12 protein-coding genes are annotated in these 16,660 nt (G+C 61.5%); 5 read left to right on the top strand and 7 right to left on the bottom strand.

Annotated elements, in window-relative coordinates; all coding sequences use genetic code 11:
- Positions 1-33 precede the first annotated feature (33 nt).
- Entirely contained in the window at positions 34-393 is a 360-nt protein-coding gene (locus tag LOY35_RS22375; protein WP_258627317.1) for a PilZ domain-containing protein, read from the top strand.
- 174 nt (positions 394-567) lie between these two features.
- Here LOY35_RS22375 and LOY35_RS22370 read toward each other — a convergent pair whose 3' ends face one another.
- Entirely contained in the window at positions 568-936 is a 369-nt protein-coding gene (locus LOY35_RS22370) for a DUF6124 family protein (RefSeq protein ID WP_258627315.1), read from the bottom strand.
- Between the two features lie 374 nt (positions 937-1,310).
- On the opposite strand from LOY35_RS22370, the gene LOY35_RS22365 reads away from it, so the two are divergent.
- The 3 genes from LOY35_RS22365 to LOY35_RS22355 are packed head-to-tail and all read left to right on the top strand — an operon-like array spanning position 1,311 to position 8,105.
- A complete protein-coding gene (locus tag LOY35_RS22365) occupies positions 1,311-4,535 on the top strand; it encodes a hypothetical protein (protein WP_258627313.1) in 3,225 nt (1,074 codons plus the stop codon).
- A gap of 35 nt (positions 4,536-4,570) precedes the next feature.
- Positions 4,571-6,844, top strand: coding sequence for a Tc toxin subunit A (locus tag LOY35_RS22360; protein WP_258627308.1), 2,274 nt, complete (start codon positions 4,571-4,573; stop codon positions 6,842-6,844).
- Positions 6,801-8,105: a hypothetical protein gene (locus LOY35_RS22355; RefSeq protein ID WP_258627306.1), complete on the top strand. Its 1,305-nt coding sequence runs from the start codon at positions 6,801-6,803 to the stop codon at positions 8,103-8,105. Before LOY35_RS22360 ends, LOY35_RS22355 begins: the two co-directional genes overlap by 44 nt.
- Before the next feature lies 1 nt (position 8,106).
- On the opposite strand, the gene LOY35_RS22350 is transcribed toward LOY35_RS22355, so the two are convergent.
- The 6 genes from LOY35_RS22350 to LOY35_RS22325 form a co-directional block, all read right to left on the bottom strand.
- Positions 8,107-9,438 carry a DUF58 domain-containing protein gene (locus LOY35_RS22350; protein ID WP_258627303.1) on the bottom strand — a complete coding sequence of 444 codons (1,332 nt, stop codon included), beginning with the start codon at positions 9,436-9,438 and terminating at the stop codon, positions 8,107-8,109.
- 184 nt (positions 9,439-9,622) lie between these two features.
- The gene (locus LOY35_RS22345; protein WP_258627298.1) at positions 9,623-10,627 is read right to left on the bottom strand and encodes a MoxR family ATPase; all 1,005 of its coding nucleotides are present in this window, start codon (positions 10,625-10,627) and stop codon (positions 9,623-9,625) included.
- Positions 10,624-11,790 carry a DUF4350 domain-containing protein gene (locus tag LOY35_RS22340; RefSeq protein ID WP_258627295.1) on the bottom strand — a complete coding sequence of 389 codons (1,167 nt, stop codon included), beginning with the start codon at positions 11,788-11,790 and terminating at the stop codon, positions 10,624-10,626. Before LOY35_RS22340 ends, LOY35_RS22345 begins: the two co-directional genes overlap by 4 nt.
- The gene (locus LOY35_RS22335) at positions 11,787-13,325 is read right to left on the bottom strand and encodes a DUF4129 domain-containing protein (protein ID WP_258627293.1); all 1,539 of its coding nucleotides are present in this window, start codon (positions 13,323-13,325) and stop codon (positions 11,787-11,789) included. Before LOY35_RS22335 ends, LOY35_RS22340 begins: the two co-directional genes overlap by 4 nt.
- Complete coding sequence (locus tag LOY35_RS22330; RefSeq protein ID WP_258627289.1) at positions 13,312-14,286, bottom strand: stage II sporulation protein M; 975 nt, start codon at positions 14,284-14,286, stop codon at positions 13,312-13,314. Before LOY35_RS22330 ends, LOY35_RS22335 begins: the two co-directional genes overlap by 14 nt.
- A complete protein-coding gene (locus LOY35_RS22325) occupies positions 14,283-15,008 on the bottom strand; it encodes an RDD family protein (RefSeq protein WP_258627284.1) in 726 nt (241 codons plus the stop codon). Before LOY35_RS22325 ends, LOY35_RS22330 begins: the two co-directional genes overlap by 4 nt.
- Before the next feature lie 186 nt (positions 15,009-15,194).
- Between LOY35_RS22325 and sbcB the strand changes: the two genes are divergently transcribed.
- Positions 15,195-16,622, top strand: a complete 1,428-nt coding sequence (sbcB, locus tag LOY35_RS22320; protein ID WP_258627282.1) for an exodeoxyribonuclease I — start codon at positions 15,195-15,197, stop codon at positions 16,620-16,622.
- Positions 16,623-16,660: the final 38 nt, after the last annotated feature.

Raw genomic sequence — 16,660 nt, 5'->3', positions numbered from 1 at the left:
CTCTGTTTGGGGCTGGAAAAAGCGATACAAGACATGTACAAAAAGCGTCGAATTGATCGGCAGGATCTGCCGTGCTTCTTGAAAGTGTTCAACGGCGTCAACGACAGGCCCATCGGTTTTCTGGGGAACGTTTCTGAACATGGCCTGATGCTGATCAGCACGTTGCCGTTGATGATTGGCGCAGACTTTGAGCTGCACCTGAAAATTCCCGCCGACGAAGGGCCGCAGAGGAACATCAAGCTGAAGGCCACTTGCCTGTGGTGCCACGAAGACGTGACGCCACAGCATTTCGACGCCGGCTTCAGCCTCCATGGGGCGCCACCGGAGTACAGCCAGCTGGTCAGTGCGCTGCAGCATTATTTCAGTTTCCACTCGTTGCCGGCGTCGGCTTGATGCCTTACCTGACTTTTTACAGATGTACTTCAACCAATGACGGGAGAGGGCGAGCCGATCCCCTGTGGGAGCGAGCCTGCTCGCGATAGCGGTCGGCCAGTTTCATCGATATTGAATGTGCAGCCCTCTTCGCGAGCAAGCCCGCTCCCACAAGTCCTTCGTGAATCCTGATCTTCAGCGCTGGATCTTCTCTTCGCCGTCCAGCAGCTTCTCCAGCAACAACACCCCCATCTCGCCCATCTGGTGAATCGCCAGGGCCAGGTTGCGCGGGGCGCCTTCCAGATCTTCCGATAAATCCAGAATCAGCGTGCTGACCGAGCAGAAGGTTTCGTAAGTGTGCGCGAGCATGCCTTCGGGGTCGGCGTCGGGGGCGACGATGAAGTAGTCCAGGTGTTTGGCGGTTTTCTGCTCGGGTTGGCCGTTGTCGGGCTTGAGGTAGTAGTCCAGGGCTCTTTGAGCGGCTTGATCGAGCTTGGCGGGGTCGAGGGTTTCGTGGGGGGACAGTGGGTCGGTGTGCGGGGGATTGGGTGTTGGTTTGATCATGTTTCGTTATCCATTAAATGGGCTGCCACCGACTCGCGACTAAACGAGGGTGGCGGCTGAACGCAGGTTAGTCGACCGGGAGGATAACGAAAGAACCGGCGCGCCCGAGGGCGCCCTGCGCACAGCCACCATTAAGCACGGGAATAGGGAACCCGACTGGATGATGCTTATGCACTTCGTTATACCTCCCGGGCGACTAAACCCGACCGCTGGATATCAGCGACACGAATCAAGTTACGGGGCACAGCCAAGGCACACAAGCCGGCGGATTCTGGCGGATCTGTAGTCCGTTGCGCAAGGCGCTGTAGTCAAGCGGTTTTTTCCTCTCCAAGCCGAGCCGCTCGTCGGGACTGTCAGAATCAACAGGTGTTGGCGTGAGCACGCCTGTCATCTACTGGCTCAAGCGCTTAGGCGATGTTGCCAACCGAAACTTTCTTATAGTTGAGCGAGTAGTCATGCAAAGTGATGACGGTGTTGAGCAGAGCGAGTCCACAGGGAAGCCCGACGATAATATTGCCGATGGGCTCACCCATGTCGGTGAAACCCGCGCGGTGAAAACCCTGAGGGCCAGTAGTGGTGCGGCTTATTGGGCTGAATTGGAACTTAACGCCATATGGTCTGGGAATGGCAAAACGTTCACGGTAGAAACCATACGATTTAGGGCCGCAGACAATGGTCGGACTGGGGGGGATATTAAACTAGGGCTGGTTTCAGCAGTTGACACCGGTTGGGATCATCTGGAGAAACATGCGACCCAAGACGGACAATGGCACACTTATGTGAAGAGTCGCTCCGTGGCTGGGAATGTCGATCATGCAATCATACATTTCAACTTTATATATGACAGGGACGACACGACCGACAAGAACATGACGGCACAAGCCGGAGTAGAGTACGTCATTCCTAAGCCCTCCATAACCCCGATCAGAAATGTCAGTGCCCGAAGGTTTTATATGTATGGAACGGGTGGCATATTCAACGGGGGAACGGTGTTTGTACGAACCAGTATCGACCCTGCCCACCACGTTGCACAGATAACGACGGTAAACGGAACCTGGCAAGCCCTTGTCAGTCTTTCGGCAGACGGGCGGCACATGACGCTAGACGCCTATCAGAAGATGGCCGGCAGCCTTAAAGAGTCCGAACGTGCAGCCAGTCAAGACATCTACCTGGCTTACATCACCGCACCCGACGCCAATGCTGTTCTAGGCATTGGGGACAAGTTCAAGGGCTTTGGCGCCCCTGGAAGTAAAGTCAAAGTGGTCATGAGGGACAATCAGAGTTTTCAATTGGCGCCCGAAGTGACGGTGACTGCGAACGACACTTGGGAAACGGCTATCGATGTAGTGCTACCCGAAGGCTCTATCGCGGTGGTGGCAATCTTTGAGTTGGCGGGTTTCCCCAGCGTTATTTCCGAACCCGTGATCTATACCGTATTACGCACGCCGACCATCACTGGTCCTGCCGCCAATAGTATTCAGGCACAGACCTTTAACCTCAGCGGTAACAACGCACTCAAGGGTGCAACGGTGAAGGTCTATCGCGACTTGTCGGAAACCAGTGTGGGTCACACGGTGGTCACGCAGGACAATGGTAGTTGGAATGCAGACGTGACCGTGCCGGGGGGGCCTGTCTCGCTGGTTGTCTTGCAAACATTGAACGGGAAAGACTCGGCTCGTAGTTCGCCTAGAGCGTTCAAGATAAAACCGCCGAAACTGCTCAATATCCAGGTCACCTACCCCAGCCCCGGCACGGCGAAATTCTCCGGCACCGGTCACGTCGGTGCCACGGTGGATGTCCATAAAACCGGCGTTAACGACCCGCAGGTCAGCACGGGCGTCAATGGCGGCCAGTGGGCGGTGGAATGGACCGATCAGCCGCCGGGAAACTACTCGGTGGATATCCGGCAAAAACTCCCCGACGGTTCCGCCTGGATTCATTCGGATTGGAGCGACAGGCTCACGGTCACGATACCTGTGCCGATGCCGACCTTGGAGGTTCAGGTTGGCGGGGACCGCAAACCGGAGTTTTCCGGTATCGGTCACAGTTGGACGGGACAGCTTGCGGCGCAGATCGAGGTGCTGCGTGTGGGCGAATCGACGCCTGCCGTGCCGACGGTCGAGGTTGCCAACAACAGGTGGTCAAGCGCTGCGACCGAAGCCTGGAATCCGGGGAGTTATTCTGTCGAAGCCCGGCAGTTGTTCAATAACCTCTCTTCCGAGCCCACTTCAAGGCAATTCGTCATCCGGGCCCCGGTCCCCACCGTGGAGGTTCGCCAGGACGGCCTGACTCCGCGCTTCTCCGGCACCTGCCTGAATGGTGCGCAGGTGCAGCTTCAGTTCGATGGGGACCCGAATTCCCCCTATGCCGCGCAAGTGAGCGGCGCCACTTGGAGTTTTACCCGGACGGAGCCTTTCATGCCCGGCACTTATACCGCCAGGGTGACCCAGTCCTTCGGCGGCCAGACCTCGGATGAGGTGTCCCAACCGTTCGAGGTCGTCGTGTTGCGGCCGGTCATCACCTCACCGCTGAATGATGAAGAGGTGGACCACAACCCGATCATTCAGGGCACGGGTGGTATCCCTGGGGCTTTGATGCGCGTGTTTGACTTTGTATCAGAAACCCTTCTCGGCGAAGCCGAGGTCACCGACAACGAATGGTCGGTGCCCATTACCGAGGACCTTGCGTTTGACGATCACAAGGTTTACGCGGTCCAGCAATACGGCGACTTTCCCTCCGAGGACAGCGAGCCCGTCAGCTTCAAGGTGATCCTGTTCCCCCCCACCATCGACCATCCCCAGCCGGGCGATGCCATTGCCCGGGTCTCGGTCATTGACGGCTATGCCCGCCAAAAATCGCAGTGGGACACCGCGATCGTCGAGTTGTGGCTCGACGGTGCGGAAGAGCCTTTGGCGAGGGTGCGGGCCAGAGGCAACGATGGCTACTGGTTCTATGACGCGCACTTGCCGGTGGGCACCTATACGCTGCGGGCCAAACAGTTTTTTCAAGATGAAGAATCTGTCTTCAGCCCCGACCATGCCTTCACCGCCGTGCCGGCCACCCCGGTCATCGAGTCGCCGGCACTGCAGCAGCACCTCGGTGCAACGGTGACGATTTCCGGGCATGGCTACACCGGCGACTGGGTCGAAGTGGCCTGGAGCGATGCACCCGACACGGTGCTGGGCAGGGTGCAGGTGCAGGCGAACCGGACCTGGTCGATTCCCCTGGTTATCGAACGCCCGGCCGGTTCTCACTCGTTGATCGTGCAGCAGGACTGCGACGGGTACAGCTCCGGGTGGAGCGCGACCCATGAGGTGCTGTTGTTGTCCGCGGCTCCAACCTTCACGACGCCGGAGGCGGGGCACTGGTTCGCGGGCACGGCGTTCTTCGAAGGCACCGGTGAGAGCGGCAAGCGCGTTGAGGTGTCGCACTGGTTCGATGTCCGGCAGGTGATCGCCCCGGACCTTGCGGTGGCTGACGGCACTTGGGCGGGCTCACCCCGGGAGCCATTGACGCCTGGCCCGCACTGGGTAAAGGCGCGGCAGGCCGGCTCGGACTGGGGAGAAAGCCCGCGTTTTGACTTGGCCCAGGACCTGTAGCCACCCGTCTCCAATACCTGAAACGGAGCACTGCGATGAAAGATTCTCCGGCGCAAATTGCCAGTCTTTTTTGCGAACAGCTCTTGGCGGGGCGACAGTCCGAGCCTCTGTCCGACCTGGGGCAGTATTTCGAGGCAGGCGGCTCGGTGTGTGCGCTGGCACGCAAAGGGGCATCCGGGCTGGTGAACGAGTACGGGCTGGACCCCGAAAATGCCCAGGCGCTGACACTACGCCTCAACGGCTTGGCAACGTGGGTGCTGCGCAGCTTCATCGAAGATCAACTGACCCGTCAGGAACCGCTTCCCCCGCACCTGCGCCAAGGCCTGCTGGCGTTGGTTCCGGGGCCCACTTATGAAGAGCTGTTCAAGCCCAACTTCAGTAATAAATGCCCGGCGGATGCGATCGAAGCCATCCATTCGCCCGTGGCCTATGCGGTGTGGCTCAAGCATTGGTCCGAACGCCGCCTCGACCCTTCCGAGGCCGATCACGCTTACCCGCTCACCCTGCGCCGCAAGGACCTGGGACTGCTGCGCGTCGACCCGGTGACGACATATCGGGTGGTGTCGTCGGTCGAGGTGGTCAGCGCCGTGCTGGAAAAGTCCATCGAAGACTCCCTGAGTGAGGGCGTCGATCTGGATGAGATGTTGAGTCGGCGACGCTACCCCAACGGGCTGCCTTATCATCACCCGTGGGTCACGCTGGATGAGTGGACCCGGGACCTGAAACTTTCCATTGGTCGCGTCGTGCAGCTGTGCGATCCAGTGTTTCCCTATTTCCTGCAGGCGCTGCCCTGGGGCGACACCAGCGGCGCTGCCCTGACCCAGGCGGCCCGGCTCAGCCCGGCGTTGCGGCAGGTCATGGTGGAAGAGTCGCCTTTCCCCGAGGGAGACACCGAGGACTGGTTCAAGAAGAACTTCGGGGCGCGAGGCATTGAACCGCAGAACCTGAACCAGACGGCATTTTTCAACCAGCGGACCAAACTGACTCAGCGTGGGCTGGAAGCCTTGCTTTCGGTCGAGTCGTTTGCCCCCTCGCTGTCCGACCATGTGCTGATAGTCGATACAGTGATCACCCCCGGACATGCGGGCTCGGTGTTCGTCAACAATGGGTTGGCGGATGACTCGATGAGCATCACCTATGGCGGCCATGCCAGCACCAATAGAATCATCGGGCTCATTGACGACGTGAGCTTCAATGACAGAATCGATCGGCTCAACCGCAAGATCCGGCTGGACAACGCGTTGCAATTGCCCAGCCATGAAACCGATGCACTGCTGGCGGCGATCATCGCTGCCGAGCTGGCTCCAGAGGCACGGCAGGGCGGCGCGTCAGCGACGGAACCGCCCGATTACTGGATGACCAGCAGCACCGTTCGGGCCCTGGGACTGTTTCAGATGTTGCGGGAAGACTACCGCTGCTCGGCGGAAGAATTCGCGGCGTTCGTGGGCGATATTTCGATTTTCGGACGGGGCACCGAGCTGTCGCAATTCGACCGGGTGTTCAATCGCGACGTGCTGTCCACACCGCCATTGCGGATGTCCGTCCCTACCGAGCCGTCAGAGGCACAGGACCGGCTGTTCGATCAGATCCGCTCGCAGCTCACGCCCGTGCTGTTTACCGAAGCCGCGTTGCGCATGGGCGGTGTCTCGCCGTTGTCCAACGACCGGCAATGGACCCAACAGTTGCTGGAGCTGGTCGATGAACAGGGGTTGGTCATTCATCGCGACGAATCCGCTGACCCGGCTTATGAGGATCATGCCCGGGAAGTGGTCGCGCGCGTGGTGCGGCGAGTGCTCGGTAAAGACGATCCACAGACCGTCGAACAGATCGTCGCAGTGTTGCTGAGCAGCCGTGCCGGCCAGCGCGGTGTGGTTCAGGAGAGCCTGGCGGTGTTTGGCGAACTGGCCCCGCCCCTGGCATTGCCGGTGCTGACCTGGGCGGGCAGTACGGTGCAAGAGGTGCTGGCCTATGTGTCGGGACGCTCAAAGGCGGACGCTCCGTCAAGCGCCGGTGAGGAGGATGAGCCCGGCGACCCGTTCCTGGGCATGCTCAACAGTTTTATCAGCCGTAGCGAGGTCGTGAAGGCGCTGAAACTGAGCGCGGAGTTCCTGGCGCTTTACCTCGTCATCGGTGATGGCGTCGAAAACGCCCCCGCCACCAGTCCCTTCACACCCAGCGCTTTGTACTACCTGACGATCTACAACCGCGCCGTCGCGCTCAGCCAGGAACCCGAATCACAGCTGCTCGATTACCTGCGGCTGGTCAATGGGCTATGCAGAAGATCCCTGGCTCGACCTGAACGTACATAGCGGTACGGGAGCCACGCAGCGTTGGGGCGAACAGACCTTCTTCCCTCGACGGGCGGAGAAGCTCGATTTGAGGCTGTCGGTCGCAGAGGGCAGTCCGTTGCTCGATCAGATGCTGACGCTGGGGATCCAGGGTGCTGATGAACTGGATACGGCCATGAATTTCGGACCGGTAGGGCTAGGGTTTCCCCGACCATTGACCGTCGATGGCCTGCCGGTGAGTCTTGCGGCTGGTGACCGGACCGACGCGGCGTTCTATTTGCAACTGTCGGCCTCGCGGCTGCTGGCGCGCTCGCCGCTGAATGCTTTTTCCCTCGGCAGTCATATTCCGGTGGATGTCCTGGCGGTCACGCATCAAGACCCGACGGTGGTCGACTGGGGCGAAACCTTGTCCTTCGAAATCACCCTGACCAACGCACTGACCGGTCAACCGGCCCGACAGGTAGAGGTGTCCTGGCGTGGCACGGACGTGGCCATGGAGGACACGATCACGTTCACCAACTTCTACGGTGTCGCACGCTTCAATTTCGTGGCGACAGTCGACGGGCCGGGCACCGTGACGGCCAGGGCAGTCGGTGGGACCGAGGTTGTATCGTTTGAGTATCTCGTCCATGAGGCTTGCGTGATCCAAAGCCTGACCAGTGCTGACCTCGAGGGGCTCCCGGGAGAAGAGGTCAGCGCTGAGGCCACGGTGGTCAGTGCGGCCAGCGGTGAGCCGGTTCAAGGCGTGCGGGTGCACTGGTTCTACAAGGGTGTTGTGCTGGAGCCGGTCGTTACCGATGCGAATGGCAAGGCGCGGATTACCTTCGAGTTGCCGTCGAGGATAGGGCGTTATTCACTGAGTGCGTCCGTGAGGGGGGCGCTGGGGTGGGAGGCGGAGTGGTTGGAATCCAGGGTATTGGCAACGGAAGATACCTGGGTGCAGGAATTTACGCTTCGGTTAGATGAACGTCCGATCAACATGGACGACCTGGCCAATTGGAGAATGGTGATCAAGGATTCAAGTCCCAGCATTCTGGAGCTGAGGGTCAGGAAAGACAGCAATTTGATCAACGAGACGAGTGTCACTTTGTATGGAGTCCCACCGGAGGCTCTGGGGTTACGGTTCGATCCAGCACTGTTCGTACCACTGCCGGTGACGGGGGCTCCCTTATCCTGGTCCATTATTCCCAAGACAGCGGCTTACGGTGAGTTTGAGTTGGAGTTCCGCAGCCCGGATTCCTATTTGCCACCACGGTGGTTGCCTTTCAAGGTGGAACATTGATTTATAGATTCCCTGCCTTTTTCCATCCCAGGTACAGCGTCACCAGCTCGGCCCCCAGCTCCCCGGGCCGGGCTTGCAGCACCGAAATGCCATGGGCGCTCATCCGTTCATGCAGCTCGGCCCGTGCAGTCAAATAGTCCACCGTCCCGCAATAGGCCAACGCCTCCGGCAAGGTCTGCACCGGCGCCTGGCGAAGCCGGTCGAGCGCTTCTTCGCGCAAGCTCGCCACCAATACCCGGTGCTGCTGGCCCAGCCGTTTGACCGCCGTCAGCAGGTCTTCGTCGTCTTCATCCCGCAGATTGGTCACCAGCACCACCAGGGCCCGGCGTTTCTGGCGGGTCAGCAGGTCGTTGACGGCGGCCTGGTAATCGGCGGGACGTTGACTGCTATCGAGGTCGTACACGGCGTTGAGCAACACGTTGAGTTGGCCCTGGCCTTTGGCCGGGGCGAGGTAGCGGGGCGGCTCGCTGGCGAAGGTGCTCAGGCCCACGGCGTCACCCTGGCGCAACGCGGTGTAGCTGAGCAGCAGGCAGGCGTTGAGAGCGTGGTCGAAATGCGACAGTTCATCGTCCTGGCTGCGCATGCGCCGGCCGCAATCGAGCATGAAGATGATCTGCTGATCGCGTTCGTCCTCGTACTCCCGGGCGATCGGCGCGCGGTGGCGGGCGGTGGCCTTCCAGTCGATCTGGCGCAGGCTGTCGCCCTCGCGGAATTCGCGCAGTTGATGGAACTCCATCCCCTGGCCCCGCCGTTGGCGCTGGCGCACGCCGAGCTGGTTGAGCCAGTTGTCCACCACCAGGAGCTGGCCGTCGTAGAGCCTGGCGAAATCGGGATACACGCGAACTTCATCGACCGCATCCAGCAGGCGCTTATCGGTCCACAGGCCCAATGGGCTGGGCAGATTGATTTCGCAGTGTTCGAAGCTGAAATGCCCACGCTTGAGGGGGCGCAGGCGATAGCCGACCTGGCTGTGCTGGCCGGGTTGCAGCTCGACCGACAGTGGCAGGTATTCGAAATCCAGACCATTGGGTACGTGATCGAAGACCTGGACGTTCAGCGGCTGGTGAGCGTCGTGCATGATCATCAGGTGAACGTCGCTCCAGCGACCCAGTGCCAGGCTCCCGGGCATTTGCCGTTGCACGCGGGGCGACGGCAAACGCCTGAGGCGCACGGCGTCGAGGACCGCCAGGGCCAGCAGGGCGAGCTGCAAGCCCCAATTGATCGACACGAGCGCCGATGCCACCACGATGCCCAGCGCTTGCAACGTACCCAGCCCAATGCCCAGGACCAGCAGGATTGCCAGCCAGATCAACAGCAGGCGCGAGGGCTTCATGGGTGCATTCCTTTGTCCAGGAAGTCCATTGAGGCGAGGATGCTTTTTGTGGCGAGGGGATTTATCCCCGCTGGCTGCGAAGCAGCCCGTTGCGGTGTGTCAGGCAGAACCAGGGGGCTGCTGCGCAGCCCGGCGGGGACGAATCCCCTCGCCACAGAATGCGGCGTCATCAGGAGATCCATCATCACAAGCGCGGCGCCGGGACTTGGTCCAGCAGTTGTCCCAATACCTGGTCCACCGAGAGCCCTTCGATGTCCAGCTCGGGCGCCAAGCGTACCCGGTGGCGCAGCACCGCCAGGGCACAGCCCTTGATGTCGTCCGGCACCACGAACTCGCCGCCGCGCAGCAACGCCCGGGCCCTTGCACAACGCACCAGCGCGATCGAGGCCCGTGGCCCGGCCCCCAGGCTCAACCCCGGCCAACTGCGGGTGGTGCGAGCCAGCCGCACGGCGTAGTCGAGGACCTGGTCGTCCATTGGCAGGTCGCTGGCGATGCGTTGCAGCGCTTGCACGTCCTTGGCCTGCAACACCGTCCGCAAGGGTTGTACATCGAGCATGTCGGCGCGGGTCGAGCGGCTGACCTGGCGCACCATGTTCAACTCTTGCTCGGCATCGGGGTAGTCCATGCGCACCTTGAGCATGAAACGGTCGAGCTCGGCTTCCGGCAGCGGGTAGGTGCCTTCCTGTTCGATGGGGTTCTGGGTGGCAAGCACCATGAAGGGCTGGGCGATGGGCAAGGCACGGCCTTCGAGGGTCACCTGGCGCTCCTGCATGGCTTCGAGCAACGCGGCCTGGGTCTTGGCCGGCGCACGGTTGATCTCGTCCGCTAACAGAAGGTTGGTAAACACCGGCCCCTTGCGCAAGTTGAACTGCTCGGTCTGCAAGTCGTACACCGCATGCCCGGTAACATCGCTGGGCATCAGGTCGGGGGTGAACTGGATGCGCGCGAACTCGCCGCTGAAGCAGCGGGCCAGAGCACGCACCAGCAGCGTCTTGCCCAGCCCGGGAACCCCTTCGAGCAGTACGTGGCCACCGGCGATCAAAGCCGTGAGCACATCGTCGATCACCGCAGCCTGGCCGACCACCGCCTTGTGCAGCTCGGTGCGGATGGCCTGGGCCAGCTGACTGGCGCGCTGGCGCTGTTGGGCGGCATGGGCCTGGCTGCCGGCAGGTTCGTTCTGTTCAGTCATAAGGCATTCCTGAGGGTTTGCAGATGGGCGACCTGGCGGCAGAACTCGGCGCTGGACATGCGCTGTTTCGGCCGGGGGCTCAAGGCCTGGCTGATGGCCCGGGTGGATTGGCGGCTGAGCCGTGCAAGCACTTGCCACTGTTCGGCGACGGCCAGTTGTTCGAAGCCGGGATGACGATGCCGCGCCCGGCGCAGCACGTCCTGTCGCAAGGCCTGCAATAGATGCTGCCGGCCGTTGTGCCGCAGATGGAACCCGGCGCTGGCCTGCACATGTTCTTCCAGCTGGCGCCGGGCCTTGGAAGCCGGTTGTTGCAGCGGGCCGTGGCGTATCGCCGAGCGCCAGAGCCAAAGGGCGATCAAGGCCGCCAGCGCCACCAGTGCCTGGGGAAAATAACGCAGCAGCAGGATCAGCAGGCTGTCGTGGTCGATATTGAACAGCAAGGTGACGGTGCTGTCGGCGCTCAGGTACCAGAGCAGCCAGGCGTTGTCGTACTGCTCGATCTGGTCGTTCTTCCACAGCTCGGCGTCGGTGATCACGGTGATCGAGCCCTGGCCGTGTTTCAGCTGCATCATGTGGGTCGACAGCGCGCTGTTGGCCCAGGCCTGGGCGAGGTTCTTCGGGTCTTCGAGGTGAAAGTCGGTGTCGAAGCCGACATAGGCGGGTGCCTCTTCGTCTTCCAGGTACAACTTGGTCAGCTCGGGGTAGGGATCCTTGATCAGCTCGGGGGACGGCTCCTTGAGATCCTTGCTCAGGAGCTGGTGCAGTTGCACGCGGTCCAGCAGCAGGTCGCCGCTGCTGCCGGTGCTGTCATCCCACAAGGCTTCGGCCACGAACAGCAGGCGGCCACCGGCACGGGTCCAGTTCATCAACTGGTCGACCTGCCGTGGCGTCATGTTCGTCCGTTCACCCAGCAGCAACAGGGTACGCTGACGGGGTTCCAGGGTAGGCAGGACGTCCAGGTTGTTGGCGTGCTCGACCTCCACACCCTGCTGGCGCAGGAAATGCTCGGCCGCCAGGTAGGGATTGGCCTGGGCCTCGGGGGACGGGCCGTAATCGACGGTTTCCTGATAGGGCACCGCGTTCCGGTAGAGGTACATGGCCAGCGCCCCCACCAGCGCGACGACGATCAGTATCGTGAGCAGCCACCCTGCGCGGCGGTTCATCGGGATACTCCCGTGTCGAACAAGCCGCGCCAGCCGTCGCATAGCTCCCGCTGCAAATCCGGGGGCGGAGTGCGGTGTCCATAGGCAATGTTCTGCCAGTGCAGGGTCAGGTGTTTGCTGAACGCCAGCAGGTTTTCGTGCTGGAGCTGTTCGACCCGCTGCAGCACCTGGCCTTCGGTATCGGCCGGTTTCAAGGCAACGCCGAACTGATGATGCAACCGGCTGAGCAAGGCCCGATACAGCAGGCCCAGGGCGTCACGAGGATCACTGCTCCACAGTTGCTCGACGCGGGCCGCCACGTCGTCCGGCAGACTCTCTTCGCGAATATCCAGGCCGAACATCCGGGGCGGTGCCGGTCGTTCCACGGGCGACCGTTTTGTCGGTCGACGCTGGCCCAGGGCCTGGAAGTGTTCACGGTAGCGCCAGACCAGCCAGGCAATCGCTCCCGCCAGAGTGGCCCAGAGCAGGACCTGGATCAGCGCGGCGGCAGATTCGTAGCGCTGGTGGCCCAACCATTGGAACAATGCCTTGAACCAGCCCGGCGTTTCCTTGGCTTCGGTGGGTTCGGTGGTGCCTTCGCCGAAACGATAGCGGGTGACGGTTTCCGGGTTCTTGAACGGTGGGGCTTCGAGGATCGCCTTGATGCTGTCCCTGGAGGCCTCGCTGGTCAGGGGCTGGTTGAGCAGGCGCGGGCTGTCGGGGGCGCTGCTGTCTTCGTCGGCCCAGGCCGGGGGCGCCGGCGGCAGCAGGAGCAGCGCCAGCAGCATTAGCACCGGGGCTGCGCTGCTCAGGCGCTGGCGCAGTCGCCGGAACACCAGTTCAATGTCCCAGGCCTCAAGGATCGTGCGCCGATTCAGGTAGAGGCTGAAACCGCAGGCGACGTATATCGGCTCCCAGATGATCAGCAGCAGGGGGTACAAGACGTTCACCAAGTGCTCGAACCACAACCAGTCGTGCTCGGTCGCTGCGACCAGCTTCTGCCAATCCCATTCCAGTTCGACCTGTTGCGGTATGAACATATAGAACAGGGCCATCAGGCCGAACCACAAGACGGTCTCCAGGTGCACGCCGATCACCGTCAGCCACCGCGCCGCGCGGCCGTTGCGTTGCAGCAACACTTGCAGGCGCAGCCCTCGCGCATTCCCGGCGAGTCCTTCGAGTTGCACCACCGGCATCAGGAAGCTGCGACTCAGGCTCAGGCGCCGCCAGGTCAGGCTGGCGAACAATTGCGGCTTGAGCACCGCGGGCCACTGGCGCAAGGCCTGCTTCAGGGTCGGCGTTTCGCCGAACAGCGCTTTGGACAGGATGTACAGCGGCAAGCGGTCGAAGGCCGGTTTCAACCACCAGAACACCAACACGACCAGGGACGGCGAGTCCCACAACAACAGGCACAGCAGCGCGTAGATCGGCAGCGTGACAATGGCCCAACTGGTCATCAATAGCCGTCGGTGCTGCTGGCTCATCAGCACGCCCAGGTCCATGGCTTCCCAGGCGGTACGGGGACGGATGGCAACGGTGGCATCACTCAGCCGCATGGCGTATCCGTCCGGCAAACAGCAGGTAACTGACCACCAGCAGCCACAGCAAGGCGCCGACGGTGTATTTGACGGTGGGGGACACGCTGCTGGAGGACCAATACGCTTCGATGAACGCGGCAAGGAGCAGGAACAGCATGACCCCGCCGATCATCGACACGCTTTTGCCCGCGGCGAGCCGCAGGGCTTCGCCCCGGGTGAGGCGTCCCGGCGCGATCAATGCCCAGCCCAGTTGCAGGCCTGCGGCGCCGGCCAGGCTGATGGCGGTGAGTTCGAAGGCGCCATGCCCGATCACGAACGACCAGAAGGTGCCTCCGGAACCGATCTGGGTCAGGTGCCCGGCGATCGCGCCAATGGTCAGGCCATTGAAAAAAAGGAAGAAGGCACTGCCCAGGCCAAACATCATGCCGCTGGCAAACGTCTGAAAAGCGATGCCGATGTTATGCATGATGTAGTAGCCGAACATGGCCCAGTCTTCGCTGGCCGCCCGCTCGATCGAGCGCCCCAGGTGGCCGGCAGCCGGGTCGTACATGCTGCGGATCTGGCTGATCTCTTCGGCATCCATCACGCTATAGACAAGGTCCGGAAACAGATAGACCAGCAGCCCGATGCCGGCCAGGCTGCCGAGGAACATCAGGCTGGCCGCCAGCACGAAGCGCCATTGTTCACGTACCAGGCGGGGAAAACCGAACAGGATGAACGTCGAAAGGCTGGCCGACGGCCGGCTGCGGTCACGGTAGAGCTGCTGGTGTCCGCGCAACGCAAGTTGTTGCAGGGTATCGACCAGCAGGCTGCTGTAGCCCCGCGCCTGGGCCAATGCCAGGTGCTGGCAGAGCCGGCGGTAGGCGTGGGGAAAATCGCTGCTCTGGGGCACGTTGCGGCTGCGCTCCAGTTGATCGAGTTGCCGGGACAGCTGGTCCCATTCCCCTTGGTGACGGCTTTCGAACAGGCTTTGCTTCATGTCGGCCCCAGCAGGCCGCGGGCGATGCCATTGAGTTCGGCCACGGCTCGCGGTGGCTGGACGTTCAGGGGGGCAGCCAGGATGGTCGCCAGTTCGTTGACTCTGGCTTGGGACAGTTCGGCCTGGCGCTCGGCGAAACCGAGCACCGCGCGTTGCTCGTTCAGGCTCAGGGCAAAGGGTGGGCGTACCGGCAGTACTGATGGCAGGGCGGGGCGCTTGACCGGTTGCTCGCGATACACCACCAGCGTGCCGGCCGCCAGGTCGCCCAGGCGCTTGAACGCCGGGTGCTGCAGGCAACTGATCGCCCCGAAGGTGTAGCCGAAGGGCAGCATGTCGACGAAACGCAGCAGGTTGCGGATCAGCGAGGCGGACCAGCCGATGGGACGGCCGTCGTCCTGTACCACCCGCAACCCCATCATTTGCTTGCCGGGAGAGCACCCTTGGTGCAATACCTCGAACAGCACCATGTACCACCAACTGATCACGAACAGCAGGATGGAGCCCAGGCCGATACCCAGGTCACCGAAAAACGCGAGGATGCCGAACAGAAAACCCAGGATCAGCCCCCGTATTCCCAGGTCGATGGCAAAAGCCAGCGCGCGGGGTATCAACCCCGCCGGGCGCAGTGGCAGGTCGATGCCTTCGGGCGTCTCGACCTGATACCGCGTGTCCAGTGGCGGGGGCAGCGTCGCGGTCCTTTGCAGTGCTGGTGTCTCGAGCATGGGCAACCTGAGTGATGGGCCGGTTCGAACATTCAATTCCGGCAGATGCTAGCAGCCTTCGTGCGGGCAAACGATACAACTATGTATGTCATTTTATGGATCGTGACGTGATTCAATCCCCGGACCACTGGCCGAAGCCGGGTGGGACCCCCTAGACTTCGCCAGTCTTTTGCCCAGGAACAGCCCGTGACCTCCATCTTCTGGTACGACTACGAAACCACCGGCATCGATCCGCGTTGTGACCGGCCCTTGCAGGTAGCGGGCATCCGTACTGATTTCGAACTCAATGAAATCGACGAACCGGTGAACCTGTATTGCCTGCCGAGCGATGACATCCTGCCTCATCCGGCGGCTTGTGCCATTACGGGAATCACCCCGACGTGCCTGGCTGAAAAAGGCTTGAGCGAAGCCGATTTCATGACCCGTGTCCACCAGCAACTGGCCGCGCCCGGTACCTGTGGCGCCGGGTACAACACCCTGCGTTTCGACGATGAAATGACCCGCTACAGCCTTTATCGGAATTTTTTCGACCCGTATGCGCGGGAGTGGCAGGGTGGCAACAGCCGTTGGGACTTGATCGACCTGGTCCGTGCGGCCTATGCGCTGCGCCCCGATGGTATTGCCTGGCCGCAAGAGGACGGCCGGGTCACCCTCAAGCTCGAGCGCCTGACCGCCGCCAATGGCATCGACCATGGCCAGGCTCACGACGCATTGTCGGACGTGCGCGCAACGATTGCCCTGGCTCGCCTGATCCGCCAGAAGCAACCCAGGCTCTACGACTGGCTGTTCCAGTTGCGCAGCAAGCAGAAGGTGATGGACCAGATCCGCCTGTTGCAGCCAATGGTGCATGTCTCCGGGCGCTTCTCGGCCGCTCGAAACTACATCGGTGTGGTTTTGCCACTGGCCTGGCATCCGAAGAACCGCAATGCCCTGATTGTCTGCGACCTGCACCTGGATCCCCAAGGGTTGTTGGACCACGATGCGGATATCTTGCGGCAGCGTTTATATACCCGCCGCGACGAACTGCTCGAGGGAGAGTTGCCAGTGCCCCTCAAACTCATTCATATCAATAAATGTCCGGTGGTCGCGCCGCTGTCGGTGCTGCGTGCCGAGGACCGGCAGCGATTGCAACTGGACATGGATGGACTGCAGCAACGGGCGTTGCAGCTAAGTGATGCCCGGCAAGTTTGGCAGGATAAACTTCAGGCTATTTATGGCCGCGAGGATTTCACCGCCAGCGAGGACCCCGAGCAACAGTTATACACAGGCTTCCTCGGTGATCGCGATCGTCGTTTATGTGAACAAGTGCGCATGGCGGATCCGGCTCATTTGGCACAAGAACGCTGGCCTTTCGATGATGAGCGTTTGCCGGAATTATTGTTCCGATATCGTGCGCGTAACTTTCCAGATACCTTGAATCCGGAAGAGCAGGGGCGCTGGAGGCTGTTCTGCCAGCAACGCCTGTCATCACCGCAATGGGGCGCACCCAATACCTTGGAAAGGTTTGATGAGGCGATGGGAGAATGGCTGGCGCTTTCCACGCCATTGCAGCGAGAGGTGCTTATGGAGTGGCAAGGTTACAGCCAGCAACTGCGCAAACGTTTAAGCCTTTGAATGGCGATGAAGTGAAAAAACACAGGCATGAAAAACGC

This window comes from Pseudomonas sp. B21-028 (genome assembly GCF_024749045.1).
In the GTDB taxonomy this organism is placed as follows: domain Bacteria; phylum Pseudomonadota; class Gammaproteobacteria; order Pseudomonadales; family Pseudomonadaceae; genus Aquipseudomonas.
This window is presented reverse-complemented; position numbering and strand designations above follow the sequence as displayed.